Here is an 18315-nt window from a genome sequence, read left to right as displayed (position 1 = left end):
ACAAATTGCAGTACATTATTCCAAAACAGATACGTTTATCTCGCCATATTTACGCTTTCTGTCTTTTCACAAATAATGAGATTACCAGTCCTATCGCCGCAATGACAAAAGCAGCGATGAATCCACCGATATAGGGATTTGAACCGACATTTCCCAAGGATACGGTAAGCTGCGGACCCACAAGTCCTCCAATGGCGAACCCCCAAAACATGATTCCATAATTAGTTCCCTGATTCTTTGTTCCAAAGTTTTCCGCTGTAATTGCAGGATAAATGCCGATAAATCCCCCATAGCAGATTCCTACCATTGAAATTCCGATTAAAAAACGAATCCAGGTTCCGTAACCCGATGTGATAAGCAACGCCTCTCCCGCCAGGATTGCCAGGAACATGATTATCAGCACATTCCGCCATCCAATCCTGTCGGCCAGAATACCGTATGTTACTCTACCGGCCGCATTCATAAAGGAAAAAACACTGACCGCTACCGCTGCGGCCGCTGCAGTAACCTTTACGATTCCCTGTGCCATAATCGCAAGCTGACTCGCGATCATCATTCCTGCGGTCGCTCCCGCAAGAAACATCAGTACAAGCGCGTAGAACAACGGAGTTTTCAGCATTTCTTTCCAGTTTTTATCCACGCTTCTCACCTTCCTATGAGGAACGCTAAGTCCTTCCTGTTCCGGCGCCTGTCTGATAAAAAGACTGGCTGCTATCATAATTACCATACTCGCGATACCGATGATTCGAAATGTCATCTGGACATGGAATATATGAATCAGCATTTGCACCAGAGGTGCGATGAAAATGGTCGCACCTCCTATGCTTGTTGTGACAACTCCTGAAACCAAACCTCTATGTTCCGGAAAAAATTTGATGCTATTATTTACAGTGCAGTTGAAGACCGTTGACATCCCAAGGGTGACGGTAGCCGGATAAACCACATACAACACCGCTAAGGATTCAATCACTCCGCAAAAAAAATTTCCAGCGCTGTATAAAATGGACGCCAAGAGAATCACGACGCGCACTCCGTATTTATCCATCATTTTTCCACCGATTGTCATAGAAACCGGACCTAATAAAGCCGATAAAATAAACACGATCGTGAGCTTGTCCGCAGGCCATTGAAACAAATCCATATAGCCCGCCGCAAAGATACTCCACGCGTAATAGGTACCGAGACAGAAATTAATCGAAATGCTGGCGGCTAATACCTGCCACCTTTTGTGTTTCAGACTGCTCATTCCGTACTCCTTATCTCTATATCATCTATTTTTCATAAATTATTTTTCCATCCAGCATCGTCATCACCACTTTGGCATCTTTAATTTCTTCAACATCGATATCAAAAAGATTCCGATCAATTACTGCGATATCCGCCAATTTTCCTGCAGAAAGGGTACCCAACTCGTGATCTCTTCCCTCCGCGTAAGCACCTCCCAAGGTATAGGCCCGTAGCGCCTCATAGAGATCTATTTTTTCCCACGGGTTAATACTCGTAATTTTCCCGTCATAACCATGCCTTGTTACCGCATAATAAATGCTAGGAAGCGGGTTGTAATCCGATACAAAGTAGTCCGTTCCAAAGGCCAGGATCCCTCCCGTTTCCAAAATCGACCGGAAAGGCCACTCGTATACACAGCGCTCATACCCTACGCGGGACAATTTTTCATTGTATTCCAGAGGCACGTGAGCCGGCTGCATGGATGCTACTGTATTTAATAATTTGAATCGCGGAATATCATCCGGGTGAATCGTTTCGATATGCTCCACCGCATTTCGGATATTCGACAGATCGTTTACCCTTGCGGAAGCTTCATAACCGTCCAACGCCCATCTGACCGCCTTATCTCCGATACAGTGAATCCGTACTCCGAATCCCGCCGCGTTAGCTGCTTTGATATTTTCAATCAGTGCTTCATATTGATAAAGTGTATCTCCAGATACGCCCGGATTGTCGGTATAAGGCTCGAACAGGCTGGCGGTATAGGTGGATGTCGTTCCGTCAAGCATTCCTTTTACACAGGGTACACTTAAAAACGGAGAGGAAAACCTCTTTCTTAACGCTTTCGCCTCTTCCAGCTTTTCCGGCCCGTCCAGGTTGCCGCTCAGATGCATCCGGATAGTCAGTTCACCCCTCTGCTCCATCGCTTCCCGGGCGTCGTATTCTACATGTGGCAGATGTCCGGACAAATCATTAAAGGAAGTGATTCCACACGCGTTACATCCCCGAATCAGGTTTCTTTGAACTTTATAGTCGATGTCAAACCCCATTTGATAAATATGGGGAGTTACATAATCAAATAGAGCTTTTTCTTTTACGACTCCCGCAGGATACCCGTTTTCTTCTTTCAATATGAATTTATCCAGATCCGGATCCTGATTTTTGTCTACCCCTGTCAATTCAATGGCCTTCGTATTCAGCCACGCGGAATGTCCGTCGGCCGCATGCAGCAGAATCGGTCTGTCCGGACACACCGCATCAAGGCTGTGCCTTGTCGGAAGGGGCGCGTCATTCCAGTTGGCTGGAAACCATCCCAAGCCAACGATTTTTTCCAGCGCCGGATGGCTCTCCGCAAATGCCTGAACCATCTGAACACACTCTTCTTCGGATTTACTTTCCGCAATTTCTCTGAGGAAATCCTCGCTACCAAACAATGCTCCATCCTGAAAATGCGCGTGCGCCTCACAAAATCCCGGTAGGATCATACAATCCCCGTAGTCTTTGAGAACGGTTTGCGGACCAATATATGTCTCCGTGTCATCCCATGAAACAAAAGCAGTGATCCGGTTTCCGTTAATGATTACGGCTCCTTTCTGGGGTATCGCAGATAATCCGGTAAATACGGCGCTGCTTTTCAAAATTATATCTGCCTTCTTCATTCACCTGCCCCCTATCAATCTCTTTCGTACACCACATTTCCATCCATAACCGTCAACAAAATTTTCGTATCTTTAATTTCGTCAACCGGAATTTCAAACAGATTCCGATCCGTTACAATGACATCCGCGAGCTTTCCGGCCTCCAGAGTCCCCAGTTCTTTTTCTCTTCCATAAACGTACGCCGATCCGATGGTATTCGCTTTCAGCGCTTCCGGAAGGGTCAGGGATTCCCCATTGTCAACCCCCGCCATCGATCCATCGTAATTTTTACGGGCGATCGTCGCATAAATTCCCGGGAACTGATTGTAACGTACAACCGGATAATCCGTTCCCAGCGCCAGTCTTGCTCCCGCGTCCACAAGAGAACGAAATGCCCATTCATAGCGGCACCGTTCTTTGCCCAGACGAATAATTTTTTCATTCATTTCCAATGGAAGATGCTCACCCTGCATAGATGCCACAACTCCCAATTCCTTAAATCTAGGAATATCGTCCGGATGAATCGTCTCAATGTGCTCGATCGTATTGACAAGTCCATGCCTGCCATTGACTTTTATGGACTCTTCAAAGGCATCCAGCGCCATCCGTACGGACCCTTCGGCAATGCAGTGGATCCTGACCGGAAGCCCGGCGGCATTCGCCGCGATTACACTGGCAGTCAGTGATTCTTTGCTGACCAGAGGAACTCCTTCTCCGATTGTATCCGGACGATCCGCATAGGGTTCCAGCAACAGCCCCGTATAAGTTGATGTTACGCCATCCAGGAATCCTTTTACGCCTACCACCCGGAAGTTCGGCAATTGAAATTCTTTTGTCCATTTTACGGCTTCCGAAAAATCAGTCCGTCTCATAAACGCCGTGTATACATGCACTCTGCTTGTAATTTCTCCTTTTTCCGCCATTTCCTTAAAAATTTGATAACGATGTTTGGTAGAATCTGTATATTCATCCGCGCTCATCTCACTGAGAGACGTTACCCCCTGGGAGGCAAGTCCTTTCATAAAATTCCGCATAATCTCTTTCATCTGCTCTTCCGGAAAATCATAATAGTTTTTCCACGCGTATGCCATAGCGTCCGGTTCAAAAACCAGACCATTCAACTCCCCATTTTCGTCGACTCCGACCGATCCTGCTACCAGTTCCATATCCGGAGAATATCCGGACTCTTCCAGCGCCCTGGAATTCATCCATATCGTATGCCCGTCCGCGCAGTTCATATATGCCGGTCGATCCGGCACCGCTTTATCTAAAGACATTTTCGTTGGGAGGGGCGCATCGTTCCAGTTGGCCGGAAACCACCCGAATCCCCGGATCCTCTGTTCGTCCGGATGTTCCACCGCGTACTTTTTGATCATCTCGATCGCTTCTTCCTCTGAGCGGGAAGCATTTAGATCCAGTTCATGGTCGCTGTCTGAAATCGCTCCGCTCCACAGATGGTCATGCCCGTCCACGAGACCCGCCATGATCAAATTATCCTGATATTCGTAAACCTTTGTTCTTTCATCGCAAAACTTATCAATTCCATCATCTTGCTCAACCGCTATGATTTTATTTCCCTTAATGGCAACTCCTCCGCGGAAAGGCTTGTTTTCACAGCCTGTAAATACCGCATTACTCTTTAAAATCAAATCCGCTTTCACTTTTTACCTCCCCGTATCTTATTTTGGGCTTGCTGCAGCATCTCATTTTTTCTAAATCATACGATATATCAGAATATTTTAAAATTATTTTTCAGTGTAATTTTTATCATCTAAAAATCAATTTAATCACCTAAAAGTAGTAGTACCCCTCCCCCAGAATAATTATTTCATCCTGCTTTATTATGGTGTATACTTGGAAAGTAAAATCAAAAAGGAGTGTTGTTGCATCATGCTTGAAAAAAACAGTATCCTGCTGCTAAATGAAATTATTTATCGAATTTATACTGTCCGTGATTTTGATGAAATGCGCAGATCGGTTTTGGAGTTTTTGCAATATCTTATTCCCTCCACCATTTCCACCTTTTATCTTGCTTCCTCGGAATCCCCCTATCACTTAGAGCGGCCCGTGGGACTTGGAGTTAGCGATGAACGTCTCCAGTTATATCTGGATCAGTATTTTGAAGTGGATTACACCAGGTGGACCTTTGCCGCCCCAAAATCCAATGTGTATCGCGAAACCGATCTTCTTCGGGATGAAACACGTACGAAAACACCCTATTATCGGATGCTCTTTGAGCAGGAAAAGGTCCACTATTCGGTCATTGTCGTCCTAATTTATGACGGTGTGTTTTTAGGTACGATCGATTTATTTCGTCCCAGAGAATACGGTGATTTTACTGATGATGAAATCTTTTTTCTTGATATGCTGAAAGAGCATTTAAATTTCCGCCTATATCAAATTATGGAAAATAATACCCTCCGTGAAAAAACATATCCCAGCAAAGAAGATCTGGTGGAAGCCTACCACCTTACACCCCGTGAGCTGGAAATCGTCTATCTCCTTCTGGACGGCATCTCCAAAGCACAGATCTGCGAACAGCTCTGTATCAGTCCCAATACCCTGAAAAAGCATACATTGAACCTTTATAAAAAATTGGGAATCAAAAGCTGGAGGGAGCTTTTTTCTCTTTTAAAATAAGGAACAGGAGAGTTATCTATGGAAACAATCTATCTTTCGGAAACAGCAAACCCTTTGCTGATATCCTACCTGAAGGCACAGGGGCATCTGGTTCAGCTCATCCGAAGCACTCGCCGCACCTACGAACCGGTTTCGTCCCACCCTGACATCTATTTCTGCAGCCCGGCACCCGGCCACAGGCTTTTTCGCGGGCAGCCCGATCGAATCGGTTATTCTTATCCGCAAAATATCATCTATAACGCCGCCTGCACCGGCAAATACTTTATCCATAATCTGAAATATACGGATCCGGAACTTTTACGGTGTGTCCGCGATATGCGCAAAATCCATGTTTCTCAGGGATATACCAAGTGCAACACGGTTGTTGTGGATGAACATTCGATTATCACCTCCGATCAGGGGATCTTCAAGGCCTGCCGCGATCACATGGATGTCCTGCTGATTCGCCCTCGCCATGTAAAGCTTTCCGGTTTTCCTTACGGTTTTCTCGGCGGAGCTTCCGGCCGGGTGGAAAATACGATCCTGTTTCACGGAAATCTGAAAGCCCATCCGGACTTTGGACTCATTACGGATTTTATCCGTTCCCGTGGGTTGAAGCCTGTCTATTTTGAAGAGTTTGAACTGGAGGATATCGGAAGCATTTTATGGGAGCCGTGATAAAAAAGGGAAATCGCATTTACAATCTGCCTGAAATGTGATATTATGACTCATGTTAATTACTGAAAGAAACTATACAGAAAGGTGGAATCCCAATTGAAGAGAATCAAGACTTTAGTATCTCGTGATCTTGCGAAGTCCGCAAAGACAGGCGGATGCGGCGAATGCCAGACTTCCTGCCAGTCCGCGAGCAAGACTTCCTGCAGTGTTGCAAACCAGCAGTGCGAACAGTGCAAGAACTAACAGATTCGGCAGTTCCGATTCTGTAATATCTGTATGAATGCTGCATTTCCCCTCAGGCGATGCAGCTATTTTCTTGTTACGCAAAAAAGCAAACACGTTTTTTTCAGATTAAATGTTAAAGAAAGGATCCTGATATGGTTCATCAATATAAAATGAACGGCTATAATATCGTCTTAGACGCGGAAAGCGGCTGCGTACATACGGTGGACGATGTTGCCTACGATATTATCGAGCTTTATGAAAAAGTCCCTAAGGAAGAAATAATCCGGATCATTACAGCCCGCCACGGAGTTTCCGCTGAAGATGTGACGGAAGTCATGGAAGATCTGGAAATCCTGCGAAAGGAACAGAAACTGTTTACAAAAGATATGTTTTCCGGACAGGCCGATCTGTTCAAGCAGCGCCAGTCGGTCGTCAAGGCTCTGTGCCTTCATGTGGCCCACGCCTGCAATATGACCTGCGGCTATTGTTTCGCTGGAAAAGGCGAATACCATGGAGAAAAGGCCCTTATGAGCTATGAAACGGGAAAGAAGGCCCTGGACTTGCTGATCGAAAACTCCGGTTCCCGAAAGAATCTGGAGGTTGACTTTTTCGGAGGGGAACCGCTGCTGAATTTTGACGTGGTCAAAAAGCTCGTGGCTTACGGCCGTTCCCGGGAAGAAAGCTGCGGGAAAAAATTCCGCTTTACCCTTACAACCAATGGTCTGCTTCTTACCGATGAAGTAATTGAGTTTGCCAATCGCGAAATGAGCAATGTGGTCATCAGCCTGGACGGAAGAAAAGCGATCAACGATCGGATGCGCAAAACCCATGAGGATGGCGGAACCTATGACAGCATTCTTCCGGCCTTTCAAAAGCTGGCCCGCTCCCGCGATCAGAAGGACTATTATGTCCGCGGAACCTATACCCATTATAATACCGACTTTGCCAGCGATGTGCTCCACATGGCGGATCTGGGATTCAAGGAACTCTCCATCGAACCGGTGGTTGCTCCTCCGGACGCGCCTTATGCCCTTACAGAGGAGGATCTGCCGAAACTGCTGTCCGAATACGAGCGTCTGTCCGGCGAAATGCTGGAACGCAAGCGTGAGGGAAAGGGCCGCGATTTTACCTTTTACCACTACATGATCGACCTGACCGGAGGCCCTTGTATCGTAAAACGGATTTCCGGATGCGGAGTGGGCACCGAATATCTGGCGGTCACCCCTTCCGGTGATTTTTATCCGTGCCACCAGTTCGTGGGAGATGAAAAATTCCTGCTCGGAAATGTATATGATGGGATTACAAACGCCTCTTTATGCGATGAATTTAAAGGCTGCAATATCTATTCCCATGAGGAATGTAAAGACTGCTTCGCTAAGCTTTACTGCAGCGGCGGCTGCGCGGCTAACGCCTACCATACCACGGGCGCGATTACCGGAGTTTATGATTTTGGATGCCAGCTGCACAAAAAAAGAATCGAGTGCGCGATTATGCTGAAAGTTGCGGAGATGTGTGAAGAATGGTAACGATTGCAATTATGGTTCTGGGAATCGGGATCGGACGGATCTTTCCGGCCGATCATAAGGGGAAAAATGAGCGGCTGCAGCTTGTGTGCACACTGCTGCTTATTTTCTCGATGGGCGCCACTTTGGGCGGACGGGACGGATTCTTTTCAGAACTGCTCTTTTTAGGCGCCCGGAGTTTTCTGTTTTTCGTGTTTCCCACCGCGTTTTCCATTGCGGCCGTTTATTTATTAACCAGACGGTTTATGGGGCAAGGGGTTCAAAAGGAAGCCTCTCGCGGAATTCCCGAAGATACGTCTGATACGCCAAAAAGAAGCGATCCTATGGTGCTGATGGCTCTTGGGGCGCTGATTCTGGGGATCATCGGCGGAGCATTCCCTGCTGTCTCCCGTATTCTGTCGCCTCTGACCGCCTACTCCCAGTGGATTCTTTACCTTTTGATGTTTTCTGTCGGCATCAGCGTTGGACTTCACAAGGGGATCCTGGCCGAAATACGCCGGCATCACATTAAAATTCTGGTAATCCCCCTCGGAATCATCATCGGTTCACTGGCTGGCGGACTCCTTTGCGGTCTGATTATGCATTATCCTCTCAACCAGGCGATTTCGGTCGCCGGCGGGCTGGGCTGGTACAGTCTGTCCGGAGTCGCGATCGGCAATTTCGCCGGTGTAAAGCTTGGGAGCATCGCCTTTTTAAGCAATCTGATTCGGGAAATCGGCGCTTTTTTTATGATTCCGTTTCTCTCCCGCCATTTCAACAGCTATACCTGTATTGCTCCGGCGGCGGCTACCAGTGAGGATACCACTCTGACTATGATTATTCGCCACACCAACGAGGAAACCGTTGTGTTTTCCGTTCTTAATGGAATCCTCTGCTCTGCCTTTGTTCCGGTGCTCATTTCACTGTGTTATTAGGAGACGCTCCTTTGCGTCTCCTAACGAATCCGATTAATTCTTTTGGATTTCTTCCAGAAAAGCTTGCCCGTACTTTTTAAATTTGACTTCTCCCACGCCGGAGATCTCCAGCATTTCCGCTTTTGTCCGCGGTTTTTTCGCGCACATTTCTTTCAGGGTCTTATCGGAAAAAACCACATAAGGCGGTACGCTCTGAGTTCTGGCGATTTTCGCCCTCAGCGCTCTCAAAGCTTCAAACAGCTGTGGGTCTTCCGCATCATAAACCGCTTTGCCGCCTTTCGCCCTCCGAACAGCCGGTTCTTTTTCTTTGGGGATTTTCATGGTCACGGTTTCCTGCCGTGCCATAACCGGACCCGCTTTCGGCCCCACCTGCAGAACACTGTAACGGTCGTCACTCTGAAGCAGATATTCGTTCAGAAGCAGAAAGTCCGCGACCTGGCGGAGATAACGGACGGACTTATCCGACTCGCTGCCGTAATAATCATTTTCATCCAGATGGTATCTTCTGACCTTTTCCGTATCATTTCCATGAACCGCGTCCAGAACGACAACAAGCCCGTACCGCTCTCCGCTGCTGTCCACGCAGCCGATGATATGCCGCGCGGTCCTTGTAATATCCCTTTCCTCAAACTGTGTCAGACAGTTGATACAGTTGCCGCAGTACCCTGGAGATTTTTCTCCGAAATAGCGGAGCATATAGTTTCTGAGGCACTCGTTTGTATGGCAGTAAAAGGTCATTTTTTTCAGCCGCTGACGGTCTCTCTCCCGAATCAGCTCCCGTTCTTCCTCATCCAGATCCTCATTTTCATTATCCTTTTCAATGAAAAACTGATTCGTCACCACATCCTTTCCGCCGTAAAGCAAGATACAGTCGGCTTTTTCCCCGTCTCGTCCGGCGCGCCCCGCCTCCTGATAGTAGCTTTCCATGTTTTTCGGCATGTTGTAATGAATGACAAAGTTGACGTTGGATTTGTCGATTCCCATTCCGAAAGCGTTGGTCGCGACCATAATCGGTTTGACATCATAAATAAAGTCATCCTGATTCTGGCGCCGCTCCTCATCGGAAAGCCCCGCATGATAACGGGTTGCCGCCACACCTTCCTCGCAGAGGCGTTGGCAGACCTCCTCCACCAGCTTGCGGGTCAGGCAGTAGATAATACCGCTTTTCCCCGGATGTGTATCGATGTAATTCTTAACCACGCTATATTTGTTTGCCGGTTTCTGAACCGAAAAAAACAGATTTTTCCGGTCAAATCCGGTTGTTAGAACGGTAGGATTTTTCAGCCGCAGAATCCGGATCACATCCTCTTTTACCTGGCTCGTGGCGGTGGCCGTAAAGGCGCTGAGAATCGGCCTTTTTTCAAGCTGCTCCACAAAGTCCAGGATCTTCAGATAGCTGGGCCGGAAATCCTGCCCCCACTGGGAAACACAGTGGGCCTCATCGACGGTTACCATTTCGATATTTACAGATTTGGCAAACTCTAAAAATTCCCGGTTCATCAGCCGCTCAGGAGCCACATAGATAATCTTGTAGGTTCCTTTTTTCGCGTATTCCAATGCTTTGCGATACTGCCCCGGGGTCAGGGAGCTATTGAAATAGGCTCCCCGGATTCCCGCCTCTTTCAACGCCGCCACCTGATCCTTCATCAGCGAGATCAAAGGCGTAATCACCAGTGTGATTCCCTCCATCATAATCCCCGGGATCTGATAGCAGATGGATTTCCCCGCTCCGGTGGGCATGATCCCAAAAGTATCGCGACCTTGCAAAATACTGTCGATTAAAAGTTCCTGCCCTTCCCGGAAGGAGTCATAGCCAAAATATCGCTTTAATACTTTGTATTTATTATCGTTCATTACTTGCGCCTCATTTTTTATTACATTTTTTTCCATAGTACATCAAAAAGCGCTCAGACGCAAGACTGTTTTTGCGATTTCAAACAGCGTCGGTTTTCCAGCAGCCCGAAAAGCAGAACCCCCGCCGCCGCACCGGCGCAGTTCAAAATAAAATCATCAATATCCATAACTCCATTTGGATAGTTTGTAAGAACGTTAATCAGAAGCTGCCCAACTTCAATTCCGGCGGATACAGCCGCGCAGCACAAAAATGTTTTCAGCTGAATATGTTGACGTTTCTGCTGTCCCAGTATCCTTCGGATAAAAAAAGCCAGTGGTATAAGGAGTACAAAATTCCCAACAATCTGCCTCATATTCAGTTCCCCGTTAAAAAGCCAATGAAAGGGTATAAACTGGGTCCAAGGCACCGCGTCCGTCATAGACAGCTCTTCCCCCGGCAATGGAACCAGAATTGGCAGCATCGTAAATTTGAACAGACACTGCAGATACAAAGCAAATAGAGCGGAAAAAATAAATGGATTCCTTCTCCGTCTGGTGAACTTTCTTATGAGAAAAAGGACAAAGAGAATCACTCCGTAGACAACAGCAAATGTTGCCGGATAAAAATCATACATCATAACAGAATACACACCTTTCCTTCTTTATCTGTATGATTATTTTACCATCATCCACTCAATCAGATTGAAACATTTTCTTATTAGGTGCTTAATCTTTCCTTAAATATCCCCCTATCACAGAGTTAATGAAACTGCTGTTTCTGCCTGTTTCCAATAAGACCAAAGACGTACAGCACAGCCGCGGCCAGCATAAGATAGATGTATTTTTCTTCCAAAAGCTCTGCTGTCATGGATCGTGGATCATAGCAGTTCAGTATATCCAGGGGAATCTGATGAGCGAACAGCGACGCCATCCAGTACAGCGCCACTGCCAGAAAAGCCAGTGTCATGGAGCCGCCCCAGTACATGACGCAGTAAAGCAGTCCCGTGTAAAAACAGCAGCTGATTACCTGACGCAGGTATTCCATCCAGACCCCTTCCAGCCAGATACCCGCAATTCCAAACCACAGGGCCAAAAATACCAGATACAGTCCCAGCCAGAGGAGCATCTGACTGTCCTTCATGCGGTGGTTCACGTAATGAACCTCCTCACCTTCGCTTTCAATGAGATTTACAAAGGCAAATCCCGGTCCCCAGACAGACAGTACCGGCATCAGATACTGCGCCAGAAGTTCCAGATATTCTTCCGCGTAGGACAGATCCTCGTATTTTTTCATTGTCAGAAAGAGCAGCAGCGGAATCAGAAGAATCAGAAACACTCCCGGTATCAGGAGCAACTTTTTTACATCCCGGAGCTGAAAGAGAAACAGCCGGAATTCCCGCGTTAAATGTGTTCCAGTACGCATATATACCCATCCTCGATTCTCGGTTCCACTTTCCGGCAGACCTGCGGTTCCTCTGCCACCAGCCGGTAATGTACCGCGTTCTCCTGTTCAAACTGTCGTTCCATATAAAATCTTCCTGTCAGCTTTTTCTGTTCGAGTTCCGTACATTCAAAAGTTTTTCCTTCCGCCTGGGCTTTCAGTTCCCCCGCGGTTCCAGAAAACACGATCCGACCCGCGTCCATAATCAGAATCCGGTCACAGAGGGCGTCTACATCCTCCACAATATGGGTGGAAATGAGAATAATCCGCTCCCTGGACAGAGAGGAAATCAGCATCTTAAACCGCAGCCGCTCTTCCGGATCCAGACCGGCCGTAGGCTCGTCAAAGATCAGAACCTCCGGCTTTCCCAGCAGTGTCTGGGCAATGCCGAGACGGCGGAGCATGCCGCCGGACAGATGGCGGACCTTCTTTTCCGCCGCTTCCGTAAGGTTGACCGCTTCCAGAACCCGTTCGCTTTCTCTGCTCCATTCCTTCTTTTCTATCCGTTTCAGTACGCAAAAATACCGCAGCATTTCTTCCACGGTCAGTTCCTGGTAGGCCCCGAACTTCTGAGGCAGATAGCCGATACGATCCAGGTAATCCGTGTTTTTCCGAATGCTGCGCCCCTTCCAGAGAATCTCTCCCTGAAAACGGTATAAATTGGTCAGGCAGCGGATCAGCGTCGTCTTGCCCGCCCCGTTAGGTCCCAGCAGCCCGTAGACCCCCGGCTGAAGGGACGCGGACAGCTGATCTACCGCGCAGTTCTTTTTAAATCGTTTCGTTACCTTTTTAAGTTCCAGCATATTCCGCTCCTTTTCCCCTAAACTTCCAATTCGGATACATCTTCAAAATAGTTGCGCGTCAGAATCTGTTCCTCACTGACCGCGCTGTCTTCCCGATTCATAATTGGAGTAATGAATACCTTACAGTCCCGGTAACCCGCCTTTCGAACCGCCTTTGTCACAGCATCCAGCGCATCCGCATTCCACCCGCTAAGCGGCGCGTAAACAATTTCCACTCCGTTTTTTACTGTGGAGGTATACAGCCCGCTCAGAAGGGTCGGACCGTTGCTCATTCCGGTCCAGCTGCCGTCCTCCTGCTGGCGCAGATTGGAATACACCTGCTTTGGCGTATGTACCCGGATCTCAAACCACGCATCCTGCTCCAGAAACAGCGGATTCATCAGAAGTCCGTCCTCTGTGATCTGCCGGTATCCGGAAATCGGATAATACGGAAAGCTGCCGTGCAGATTCATGCCCTGGGAATTGGAGTAATAGGCTTCATTGGCGCCATGATATTCCACGGTAATCCGTTTGGTGTTCGCCCTTCGGTTGTCCACCAGCAGAGCGTCTCCATCCCGATCAAAGGCCATCTCTTTCCCCTGGGCATCGGTCACCCGCTCCACTTCATAGCTGTGAGATAAAGTAAATCGATACTCCTTCCGACAACGGGATACATCCATGGTAACCTTCGCCTTCAGCAGCCGATGGACATCCAAATCCATGCGATATCGCTCCACCTCAAAGCCTCCTTCCCGCTCTCCAATCCGGTACTGCCCCACTTCATAATAGTGCTGGTCTGCCATGACAGAGCCGCTGCTGCTCAAACTCATATCCACGCGGGATGAGGGAAGCGCGTATCCAATCAAAGCGGCAATACAGCAGGCGAGCCCGATCAGAGTCTTGATGCTCCGTTTGTTTTTGCTGTCCCGCACCAAAAGAATCAGGATCATTACCAGACACCAGAAGAGAATCAGACAGACGCGATAAGTCATAATCGGAAAGCCGAAGGCACTGTTAATCTGATAATTCAGTCCTATTGGCATAATCTGGAACAGGTCCAGCAGATCGGACAGATTGACCGCGTAATCCGTAAGGACCATGACGATCATGGAAATTTCCTCGAGCAGATAGGAAACGACCAGCGCTACTCCCATAATCACTCCGTAACCGACTACCCTCTTTTGGATTTTTGACAGCACCAGCCCCAACAGTACCCCGATGAGGCTGATGAGGAACACGTTGACGAACATACACTTCACAATATAGACAGCGCCTATATGACCTGCATCTACTGTCCGGCTGGCTGTAAAAGACAGGCTGGTCAGGAATAAATTCAGGCCGGTAACCGCCAGAAAGTTGATAAACAACACGGTTGTCAGAACCGCCAGCTGGACGATGGCAGGCTGGTTCGCCCGTCCCCCTCCCGTTGCCACCAGCGTTTCCGCCAGATTGGCCCGGTGCTGTCTGGAACAGAACTCATAGCTGAGGATCAGATACAGGAGCAAAAACTGCGGACAAAGCATCAGAATCATCCGGGTATGCTCCAGCATACTGCCAATTCCCAGATCCACTTTCGCCCAGTAACCGATATTCGCCATACTCAGTACATTGTAGGCAAGAAGTACTGCCCACAGAAATTTGTCCTTCCGGAAAAGGCGGAAAGTTTCTTTATATAGTCTCATTATTCCCTCCCGGTCAGATAAATTGAAGTTCAAACAAATACTGGCCTTCGTCCTGCAAGTAGCAGAGCTGCCAGTTCTCATACCGATCATCCGGAAGATCTTCTTTCACTACATCGATCACCCAGGTTCCCTTTGTCGTTTCTCCTGGCTCCACTGTCCCCCATTTTGTTTTCCGGTTTTCTTTATTCTCATAAGAGTCCTCCGGCCAACCGTACCATACGCGCCCTGCCGATACAATCTGCAGATTTTCAACAGGAAAAAGGTCTTGTTTCTCTTCCTCCAGATTCTCCGCTGTAAAAGGAATGGTATAACGGTATACGTCTGCCGAATACTCCTTGTCATAATATTTTTGAATTCGCGGTTTCTGTACTTCAACGATAAATCCATTTACTTCAAACGCTTCTCCAAAAGAAATCGTTTCTTTCTCGATTTGAAAGGCCCGCTTCGGGTCGTTAACGCGATCATAGCAAATAGAAAAAAGGCTTCCCAGGAGCAAAACAACCGCCAGAGATATACACAAACAAAACTTTGGCCTTCTTATTGCCGGCATATTACACGTCCCCCTTCCATTGTAATAACTTCATCTGCAAGGTCTTCTAAAAACATCCGGTCATGACTTGTCAAAATCAAGGTGCTTCCCTGTTTTTTCAAGTCAGTCACCAATTCCTTTATCTGCTGTACTCCACCGGCGTCGATGGCATTGGTCGGTTCATCCAGCAAAATCAGCTGCGGAACTCCCAAAATAGCCTGGGCGATCCCCAGACGCTGTTTCATTCCCAGAGAATATTTCCCATAGCGCCGGTTATCCGTTTCATCCAGTCCCACACTGCGCAACGCCCAAACAATGTCTTGTTCTGTAATCCCTTTCTGGATCAGCGCCAGAAGCTCCAGATTTTCCTTTCCGGTAAACTCCCGTAAAAAGCCGGGAAGTTCAATCATCACTCCGATGTCAAGGGGCTGCCCCTTTGTCACCGGATCCCTGCCCTGAATCCGGATCTTCCCTTCCGTACGCATTAAACCGCTGATCGCCCGCAGCAGCATGGTTTTCCCGGATCCGTTAACACCCTGAATCCCATAAATTTTATGTTGCTCCAGCTCCAATGTCACGTTCTTTAACACCGGATTCTTTTTTATGGTTTTGCTCACATTTCTCAACTCAATATAACTCATATCATTCACCTTCCTTCCCATACACATCCGCAGTGGATACAAACACCGACATACACACCAACAAGCATGCCAGCAGAACTCCGAATCCTGCCGCGCTCTGCCAGAAACAGACATCTCCGGAAAGATCCAGCATACGGCTGCGAACAGGCATAACCTGATTTACCGGAAACCAGGGGGAAACGCCTGTCATTCCCGCACATAAAACACAGATCGCCGCAGCCACACCAATTCCTTCATTCAGCCACAGGCAAACCGTCTGAAAGATACTGCAGGCTATCGTCATCCCCATAAAAAGAAATACGCTCGACATCAGATAAAGGGAAATACGCAGACCCGCATTCTTCCCCTCTGCCATCTGTGTCCACAAAAGACCTGTTCCCGCGTAAACACAGCCATGCAGCAATGCCATCACCAGACAGACACACATGCCTGCCGCGAACTTGCTCTGTCCGAACCGCTTCCTTTTCTCCAGGCGGACCAGAATACCGCAGGCATGTTCATAAAAATCCGTACGGACAAAATCATATAAAATAAAAACTCCACTAAGCTGCAGCAGGATCCAATGTACCGGAAAGATTCCAGGATTTTCCGCAAGGGAAAACGCGTCTACACCGATCAGGCTCCGCCGCACAAGCTCCGGCTCACCCATAACGCAGTAGAGCAGATTCAGCGCAGCGGAAACAAAAAGGACCATAAGCATTCTCTTCCTGCAATGCATCTTGATCAGCAGCAGATCTCTTTTTAAAAGTACCAAAAATTCTTTCATCGGATCACCGCCAGTTGATAAAGGAGGACTCCCGGACATGCCATCTCCAGATGATGACAACAAACAGAAGCGACAGGGCGGAAAAAAACAGATCACTTATCAACATTCCATAAACCTCAATTTTTTTCCAGAACAGATAAGTGAGAATCAAAACAACCGCCATTGCCCCTGCCGGCTGTACATTCTTTGTCCTCAGAAACAGAAATAAAATCGAAATAATACAGAAAAATAAGAAGAGCAGCAGCATTTCACTCAGCCATACAATCAGGCTTTCTTTCCGGTTCTGCCATGCCCCTTCTGAGAAATAAAGGGCAGACAAAAGATACACGCCGGTTCCATAGTAGGCAATGAAGCCCGCATTCATCCCAAGCACCCACTTTATAGACCTTCGGAAATAAAGCTCCCTTCCCGCGTGGATCAAAAGGTCGGAACTGCTGTATATCTGCCAGACTGTATTTAAAAGAAACAGAAGAGCCGGTACGGTCGATACCGTCAGAGAAAAACTCCAGAAAGCCCGAAAAAGCTCTTGCTCCATCCAGACAGATTCCGCATCCCCTGCCAGAAAAAATCCCAGAAAGCAATAAAGCATCGCCCCTTTGATCCAGTGATTCCTACAAGTCGCCTTAATGATCCATCTCCCAATATCACACAATCGGCACACGTTTTTTCACCCCGATTCCGTACAGGCAGGAAACGGCCAGCAGCCACAGCCCAATCACTCCGCAGGCCAGTTTTAACGTCACCTGGCTGCCCTGCTGTACACAGACAGAAAGCAGCGCGTAATTCCCTTTGCCCGTCAGAGCAAGCATCAGACTGATATACAGATAATTGATCGCGTACGGCCCAATCCACACCAGAAATCTGGAAGGTACAAAAAAACTCAGAGCCAGCGCGAAAGACGCGAAAATGCCCGCGGCAAGAAATCCTAAAAACAGATACAGGCAGACGTGCAGGAACGGATGCGTGTAATAAAGCGCCGCGAAAAGAGTATCCTGCCCGTAATAACTCACCGCATTTGTCCCTTCCGCCAGCAGATCCGGTGTTCTGTCCGGGCACACCAGAAAGCAAGCGTACAGATTAACCGCAAGCGGAATCAGGATACATAGCCCACCTGCCACAAAATTGCAGATGTACAGGCTTCGAAAGTAACGTCTCCTGTCTGCTCTGGAAACGAGAACATTCAGATACCCGCTTTTCTGATCAGCCAAATAAAGCTCCGCCATAGCCATGGCCGACAAAATGGGCAATAACATGAAAAACAGGGACTGTAGTTCAGAGGAGGACAGCGCCTCGATCCATTTGGTATAGACGGTTTCCCGGTAAAGATTTCCCGGCAGAATCACATCCCATACCACATGAAAAACACACAAGAGTGTCCCGATTCCCATTGACAGGAAAAACAGCTTCCTGCGAATTAAACGATTGATAAAAAAACGATTCATTTGAATTTCCCTCTTTTATTGAATACATACTTTACTTATTCTTTATGAGTATCCGTATTAATACGGCAATTGTGACACATAAATCCAAAGTCAGCACACTCATAAATCCCGCTTTTGCTCCTTCTCCAAATACATTAATCGCGATGGTCCAAATCAAAAGAATGATGTTTAATATAATTAAAAAGATCAGTTCCTTTTTCATAGAGATTCTCCTTCCTGATTCCTCACTCATTATATAATTGCAAAATATATATGTCAATACTATATATTCTTTTAAAATGTATCTTATTTTATTGGGCTGTATTGACAACCTTATTTTTCTTGGATAAAATCAAGGAAGAAAATAATAGTTAAAGGAGCACAGCCACGAAAAAAG

The 18315-nt window shown here is 47.4% G+C and carries 19 protein-coding genes; 5 read left to right on the top strand and 14 right to left on the bottom strand.

Annotated features, from left to right (window positions below):
- Nucleotides 1-49: 49 nt before the first annotated feature.
- Genes H9L42_RS12900 through H9L42_RS12890 form a run of 3 tightly spaced genes read right to left on the bottom strand, consistent with a single transcriptional unit; the run spans nt 50 to nt 4525 of the window.
- A complete protein-coding gene (locus tag H9L42_RS12900; RefSeq protein ID WP_187303816.1) occupies nt 50-1246 on the bottom strand; it encodes an L-lactate MFS transporter in 1197 nt (398 codons plus the stop codon).
- 25 nt (nt 1247-1271) lie between these two features.
- Nucleotides 1272-2885, bottom strand: coding sequence for an amidohydrolase (locus H9L42_RS12895; protein ID WP_187303815.1), 1614 nt, complete (start codon nt 2883-2885; stop codon nt 1272-1274).
- A gap of 14 nt (nt 2886-2899) precedes the next feature.
- On the bottom strand, nt 2900-4525 hold the full coding sequence (locus tag H9L42_RS12890) for an amidohydrolase family protein (RefSeq protein ID WP_187303814.1): 1626 nt from the start codon (nt 4523-4525) through the stop codon (nt 2900-2902).
- Nucleotides 4526-4754: 229 nt separating this feature from the next.
- Between H9L42_RS12890 and H9L42_RS12885 the strand changes: the two genes are divergently transcribed.
- The 5 genes from H9L42_RS12885 to H9L42_RS17055 all read left to right on the top strand — a co-directional run bounded on the left by H9L42_RS12885 (nt 4755) and on the right by H9L42_RS17055 (nt 8823).
- The gene (locus H9L42_RS12885) at nt 4755-5504 is read left to right on the top strand and encodes a LuxR C-terminal-related transcriptional regulator (protein ID WP_187303813.1); all 750 of its coding nucleotides are present in this window, start codon (nt 4755-4757) and stop codon (nt 5502-5504) included.
- Between the two features lie 18 nt (nt 5505-5522).
- Nucleotides 5523-6161 (top strand): DUF6873 family GME fold protein, encoded by a 639-nt coding sequence (locus H9L42_RS12880; RefSeq protein WP_187303812.1) that lies wholly within the window; start codon nt 5523-5525, stop codon nt 6159-6161.
- A gap of 96 nt (nt 6162-6257) precedes the next feature.
- Nucleotides 6258-6404: a six-cysteine ranthipeptide SCIFF gene (gene scfA / locus H9L42_RS12875; protein WP_148395035.1), complete on the top strand. Its 147-nt coding sequence runs from the start codon at nt 6258-6260 to the stop codon at nt 6402-6404.
- 134 nt (nt 6405-6538) lie between these two features.
- Nucleotides 6539-7912: a thioether cross-link-forming SCIFF peptide maturase gene (gene scfB, locus H9L42_RS12870; RefSeq protein ID WP_187303811.1), complete on the top strand. Its 1374-nt coding sequence runs from the start codon at nt 6539-6541 to the stop codon at nt 7910-7912.
- On the top strand, nt 7906-8823 hold the full coding sequence (locus H9L42_RS17055) for a LysO family transporter (protein WP_243235783.1): 918 nt from the start codon (nt 7906-7908) through the stop codon (nt 8821-8823). The genes scfB and H9L42_RS17055 overlap by 7 nt, the downstream gene beginning before the upstream one ends.
- Before the next feature lie 33 nt (nt 8824-8856).
- Here H9L42_RS17055 and recQ read toward each other — a convergent pair whose 3' ends face one another.
- The 11 genes from recQ to H9L42_RS12810 all read right to left on the bottom strand — a co-directional run bounded on the left by recQ (nt 8857) and on the right by H9L42_RS12810 (nt 18141).
- Nucleotides 8857-10677: a DNA helicase RecQ gene (gene recQ, locus H9L42_RS12860; RefSeq protein ID WP_243235781.1), complete on the bottom strand. Its 1821-nt coding sequence runs from the start codon at nt 10675-10677 to the stop codon at nt 8857-8859.
- Nucleotides 10678-10730: 53 nt separating this feature from the next.
- Complete coding sequence (locus H9L42_RS12855) at nt 10731-11294, bottom strand: VanZ family protein (RefSeq protein ID WP_187303809.1); 564 nt, start codon at nt 11292-11294, stop codon at nt 10731-10733.
- Between the two features lie 122 nt (nt 11295-11416).
- Entirely contained in the window at nt 11417-12079 is a 663-nt protein-coding gene (locus tag H9L42_RS12850; protein WP_187303808.1) for a hypothetical protein, read from the bottom strand.
- The gene (locus H9L42_RS12845) at nt 12058-12900 is read right to left on the bottom strand and encodes an ABC transporter ATP-binding protein (RefSeq protein WP_187303807.1); all 843 of its coding nucleotides are present in this window, start codon (nt 12898-12900) and stop codon (nt 12058-12060) included. The genes H9L42_RS12850 and H9L42_RS12845 overlap by 22 nt, the downstream gene beginning before the upstream one ends.
- 17 nt (nt 12901-12917) lie before the next feature.
- Nucleotides 12918-14561 carry a M1 aminopeptidase family protein gene (locus H9L42_RS12840; protein WP_187303806.1) on the bottom strand — a complete coding sequence of 548 codons (1644 nt, stop codon included), beginning with the start codon at nt 14559-14561 and terminating at the stop codon, nt 12918-12920.
- 13 nt (nt 14562-14574) lie between these two features.
- The gene (locus tag H9L42_RS12835; protein WP_187303805.1) at nt 14575-15111 is read right to left on the bottom strand and encodes a hypothetical protein; all 537 of its coding nucleotides are present in this window, start codon (nt 15109-15111) and stop codon (nt 14575-14577) included.
- Nucleotides 15099-15731 carry an ABC transporter ATP-binding protein gene (locus H9L42_RS12830; protein WP_187303804.1) on the bottom strand — a complete coding sequence of 211 codons (633 nt, stop codon included), beginning with the start codon at nt 15729-15731 and terminating at the stop codon, nt 15099-15101. The genes H9L42_RS12835 and H9L42_RS12830 overlap by 13 nt, the downstream gene beginning before the upstream one ends.
- 1 nt (nt 15732) lies before the next feature.
- The gene (locus H9L42_RS12825; RefSeq protein ID WP_187303803.1) at nt 15733-16497 is read right to left on the bottom strand and encodes a hypothetical protein; all 765 of its coding nucleotides are present in this window, start codon (nt 16495-16497) and stop codon (nt 15733-15735) included.
- Between the two features lie 4 nt (nt 16498-16501).
- Nucleotides 16502-17086: a hypothetical protein gene (locus H9L42_RS12820; protein WP_187303802.1), complete on the bottom strand. Its 585-nt coding sequence runs from the start codon at nt 17084-17086 to the stop codon at nt 16502-16504.
- A gap of 55 nt (nt 17087-17141) precedes the next feature.
- Nucleotides 17142-17939, bottom strand: coding sequence for a hypothetical protein (locus H9L42_RS12815; protein ID WP_187303801.1), 798 nt, complete (start codon nt 17937-17939; stop codon nt 17142-17144).
- Between the two features lie 31 nt (nt 17940-17970).
- Nucleotides 17971-18141 (bottom strand): hypothetical protein, encoded by a 171-nt coding sequence (locus tag H9L42_RS12810; protein ID WP_187303800.1) that lies wholly within the window; start codon nt 18139-18141, stop codon nt 17971-17973.
- Between the last annotated feature and the right edge of the window lie 174 nt (nt 18142-18315).

The organism is Zhenpiania hominis (assembly GCF_014333425.1).
Taxonomy (GTDB): domain Bacteria; phylum Bacillota; class Clostridia; order Peptostreptococcales; family Anaerovoracaceae; genus Hominibacterium; species Hominibacterium hominis.
The sequence above is the reverse complement of the archived record's forward strand: the minus strand, read 5'-3'. Positions and strand labels throughout refer to the sequence as shown.

Bases quoted from the DNA above. Each gene is read 5' to 3' on its own strand.
- H9L42_RS12900 (WP_187303816.1), bottom strand. From the start codon at position 1,246: ATGAGCAGTCTGAAACACAAAAGGTGGCAGGTATTAGCCGCCAGCATT.
- H9L42_RS12895 (WP_187303815.1), bottom strand. From the start codon at position 2,885: ATGAAGAAGGCAGATATAATTTTGAAAAGCAGCGCCGTATTTACCGGA.
- H9L42_RS12885 (WP_187303813.1), top strand. From the start codon at position 4,755: ATGCTTGAAAAAAACAGTATCCTGCTGCTAAATGAAATTATTTATCGA.
- H9L42_RS12880 (WP_187303812.1), top strand. From the start codon at position 5,523: ATGGAAACAATCTATCTTTCGGAAACAGCAAACCCTTTGCTGATATCC.
- scfB (WP_187303811.1), top strand. From the start codon at position 6,539: ATGGTTCATCAATATAAAATGAACGGCTATAATATCGTCTTAGACGCG.
- H9L42_RS17055 (WP_243235783.1), top strand. From the start codon at position 7,906: ATGGTAACGATTGCAATTATGGTTCTGGGAATCGGGATCGGACGGATC.
- recQ (WP_243235781.1), bottom strand. From the start codon at position 10,677: ATGAACGATAATAAATACAAAGTATTAAAGCGATATTTTGGCTATGAC.
- H9L42_RS12855 (WP_187303809.1), bottom strand. From the start codon at position 11,294: ATGATGTATGATTTTTATCCGGCAACATTTGCTGTTGTCTACGGAGTG.
- H9L42_RS12850 (WP_187303808.1), bottom strand. From the start codon at position 12,079: ATGCGTACTGGAACACATTTAACGCGGGAATTCCGGCTGTTTCTCTTT.
- H9L42_RS12845 (WP_187303807.1), bottom strand. From the start codon at position 12,900: ATGCTGGAACTTAAAAAGGTAACGAAACGATTTAAAAAGAACTGCGCG.
- H9L42_RS12840 (WP_187303806.1), bottom strand. From the start codon at position 14,561: ATGAGACTATATAAAGAAACTTTCCGCCTTTTCCGGAAGGACAAATTT.
- H9L42_RS12835 (WP_187303805.1), bottom strand. From the start codon at position 15,111: ATGCCGGCAATAAGAAGGCCAAAGTTTTGTTTGTGTATATCTCTGGCG.
- H9L42_RS12830 (WP_187303804.1), bottom strand. From the start codon at position 15,731: ATGAGTTATATTGAGTTGAGAAATGTGAGCAAAACCATAAAAAAGAAT.
- H9L42_RS12825 (WP_187303803.1), bottom strand. From the start codon at position 16,497: ATGAAAGAATTTTTGGTACTTTTAAAAAGAGATCTGCTGCTGATCAAG.
- H9L42_RS12820 (WP_187303802.1), bottom strand. From the start codon at position 17,086: ATGCTTTATTGCTTTCTGGGATTTTTTCTGGCAGGGGATGCGGAATCT.
- H9L42_RS12815 (WP_187303801.1), bottom strand. From the start codon at position 17,939: ATGAATCGTTTTTTTATCAATCGTTTAATTCGCAGGAAGCTGTTTTTC.
- H9L42_RS12810 (WP_187303800.1), bottom strand. From the start codon at position 18,141: ATGAAAAAGGAACTGATCTTTTTAATTATATTAAACATCATTCTTTTG.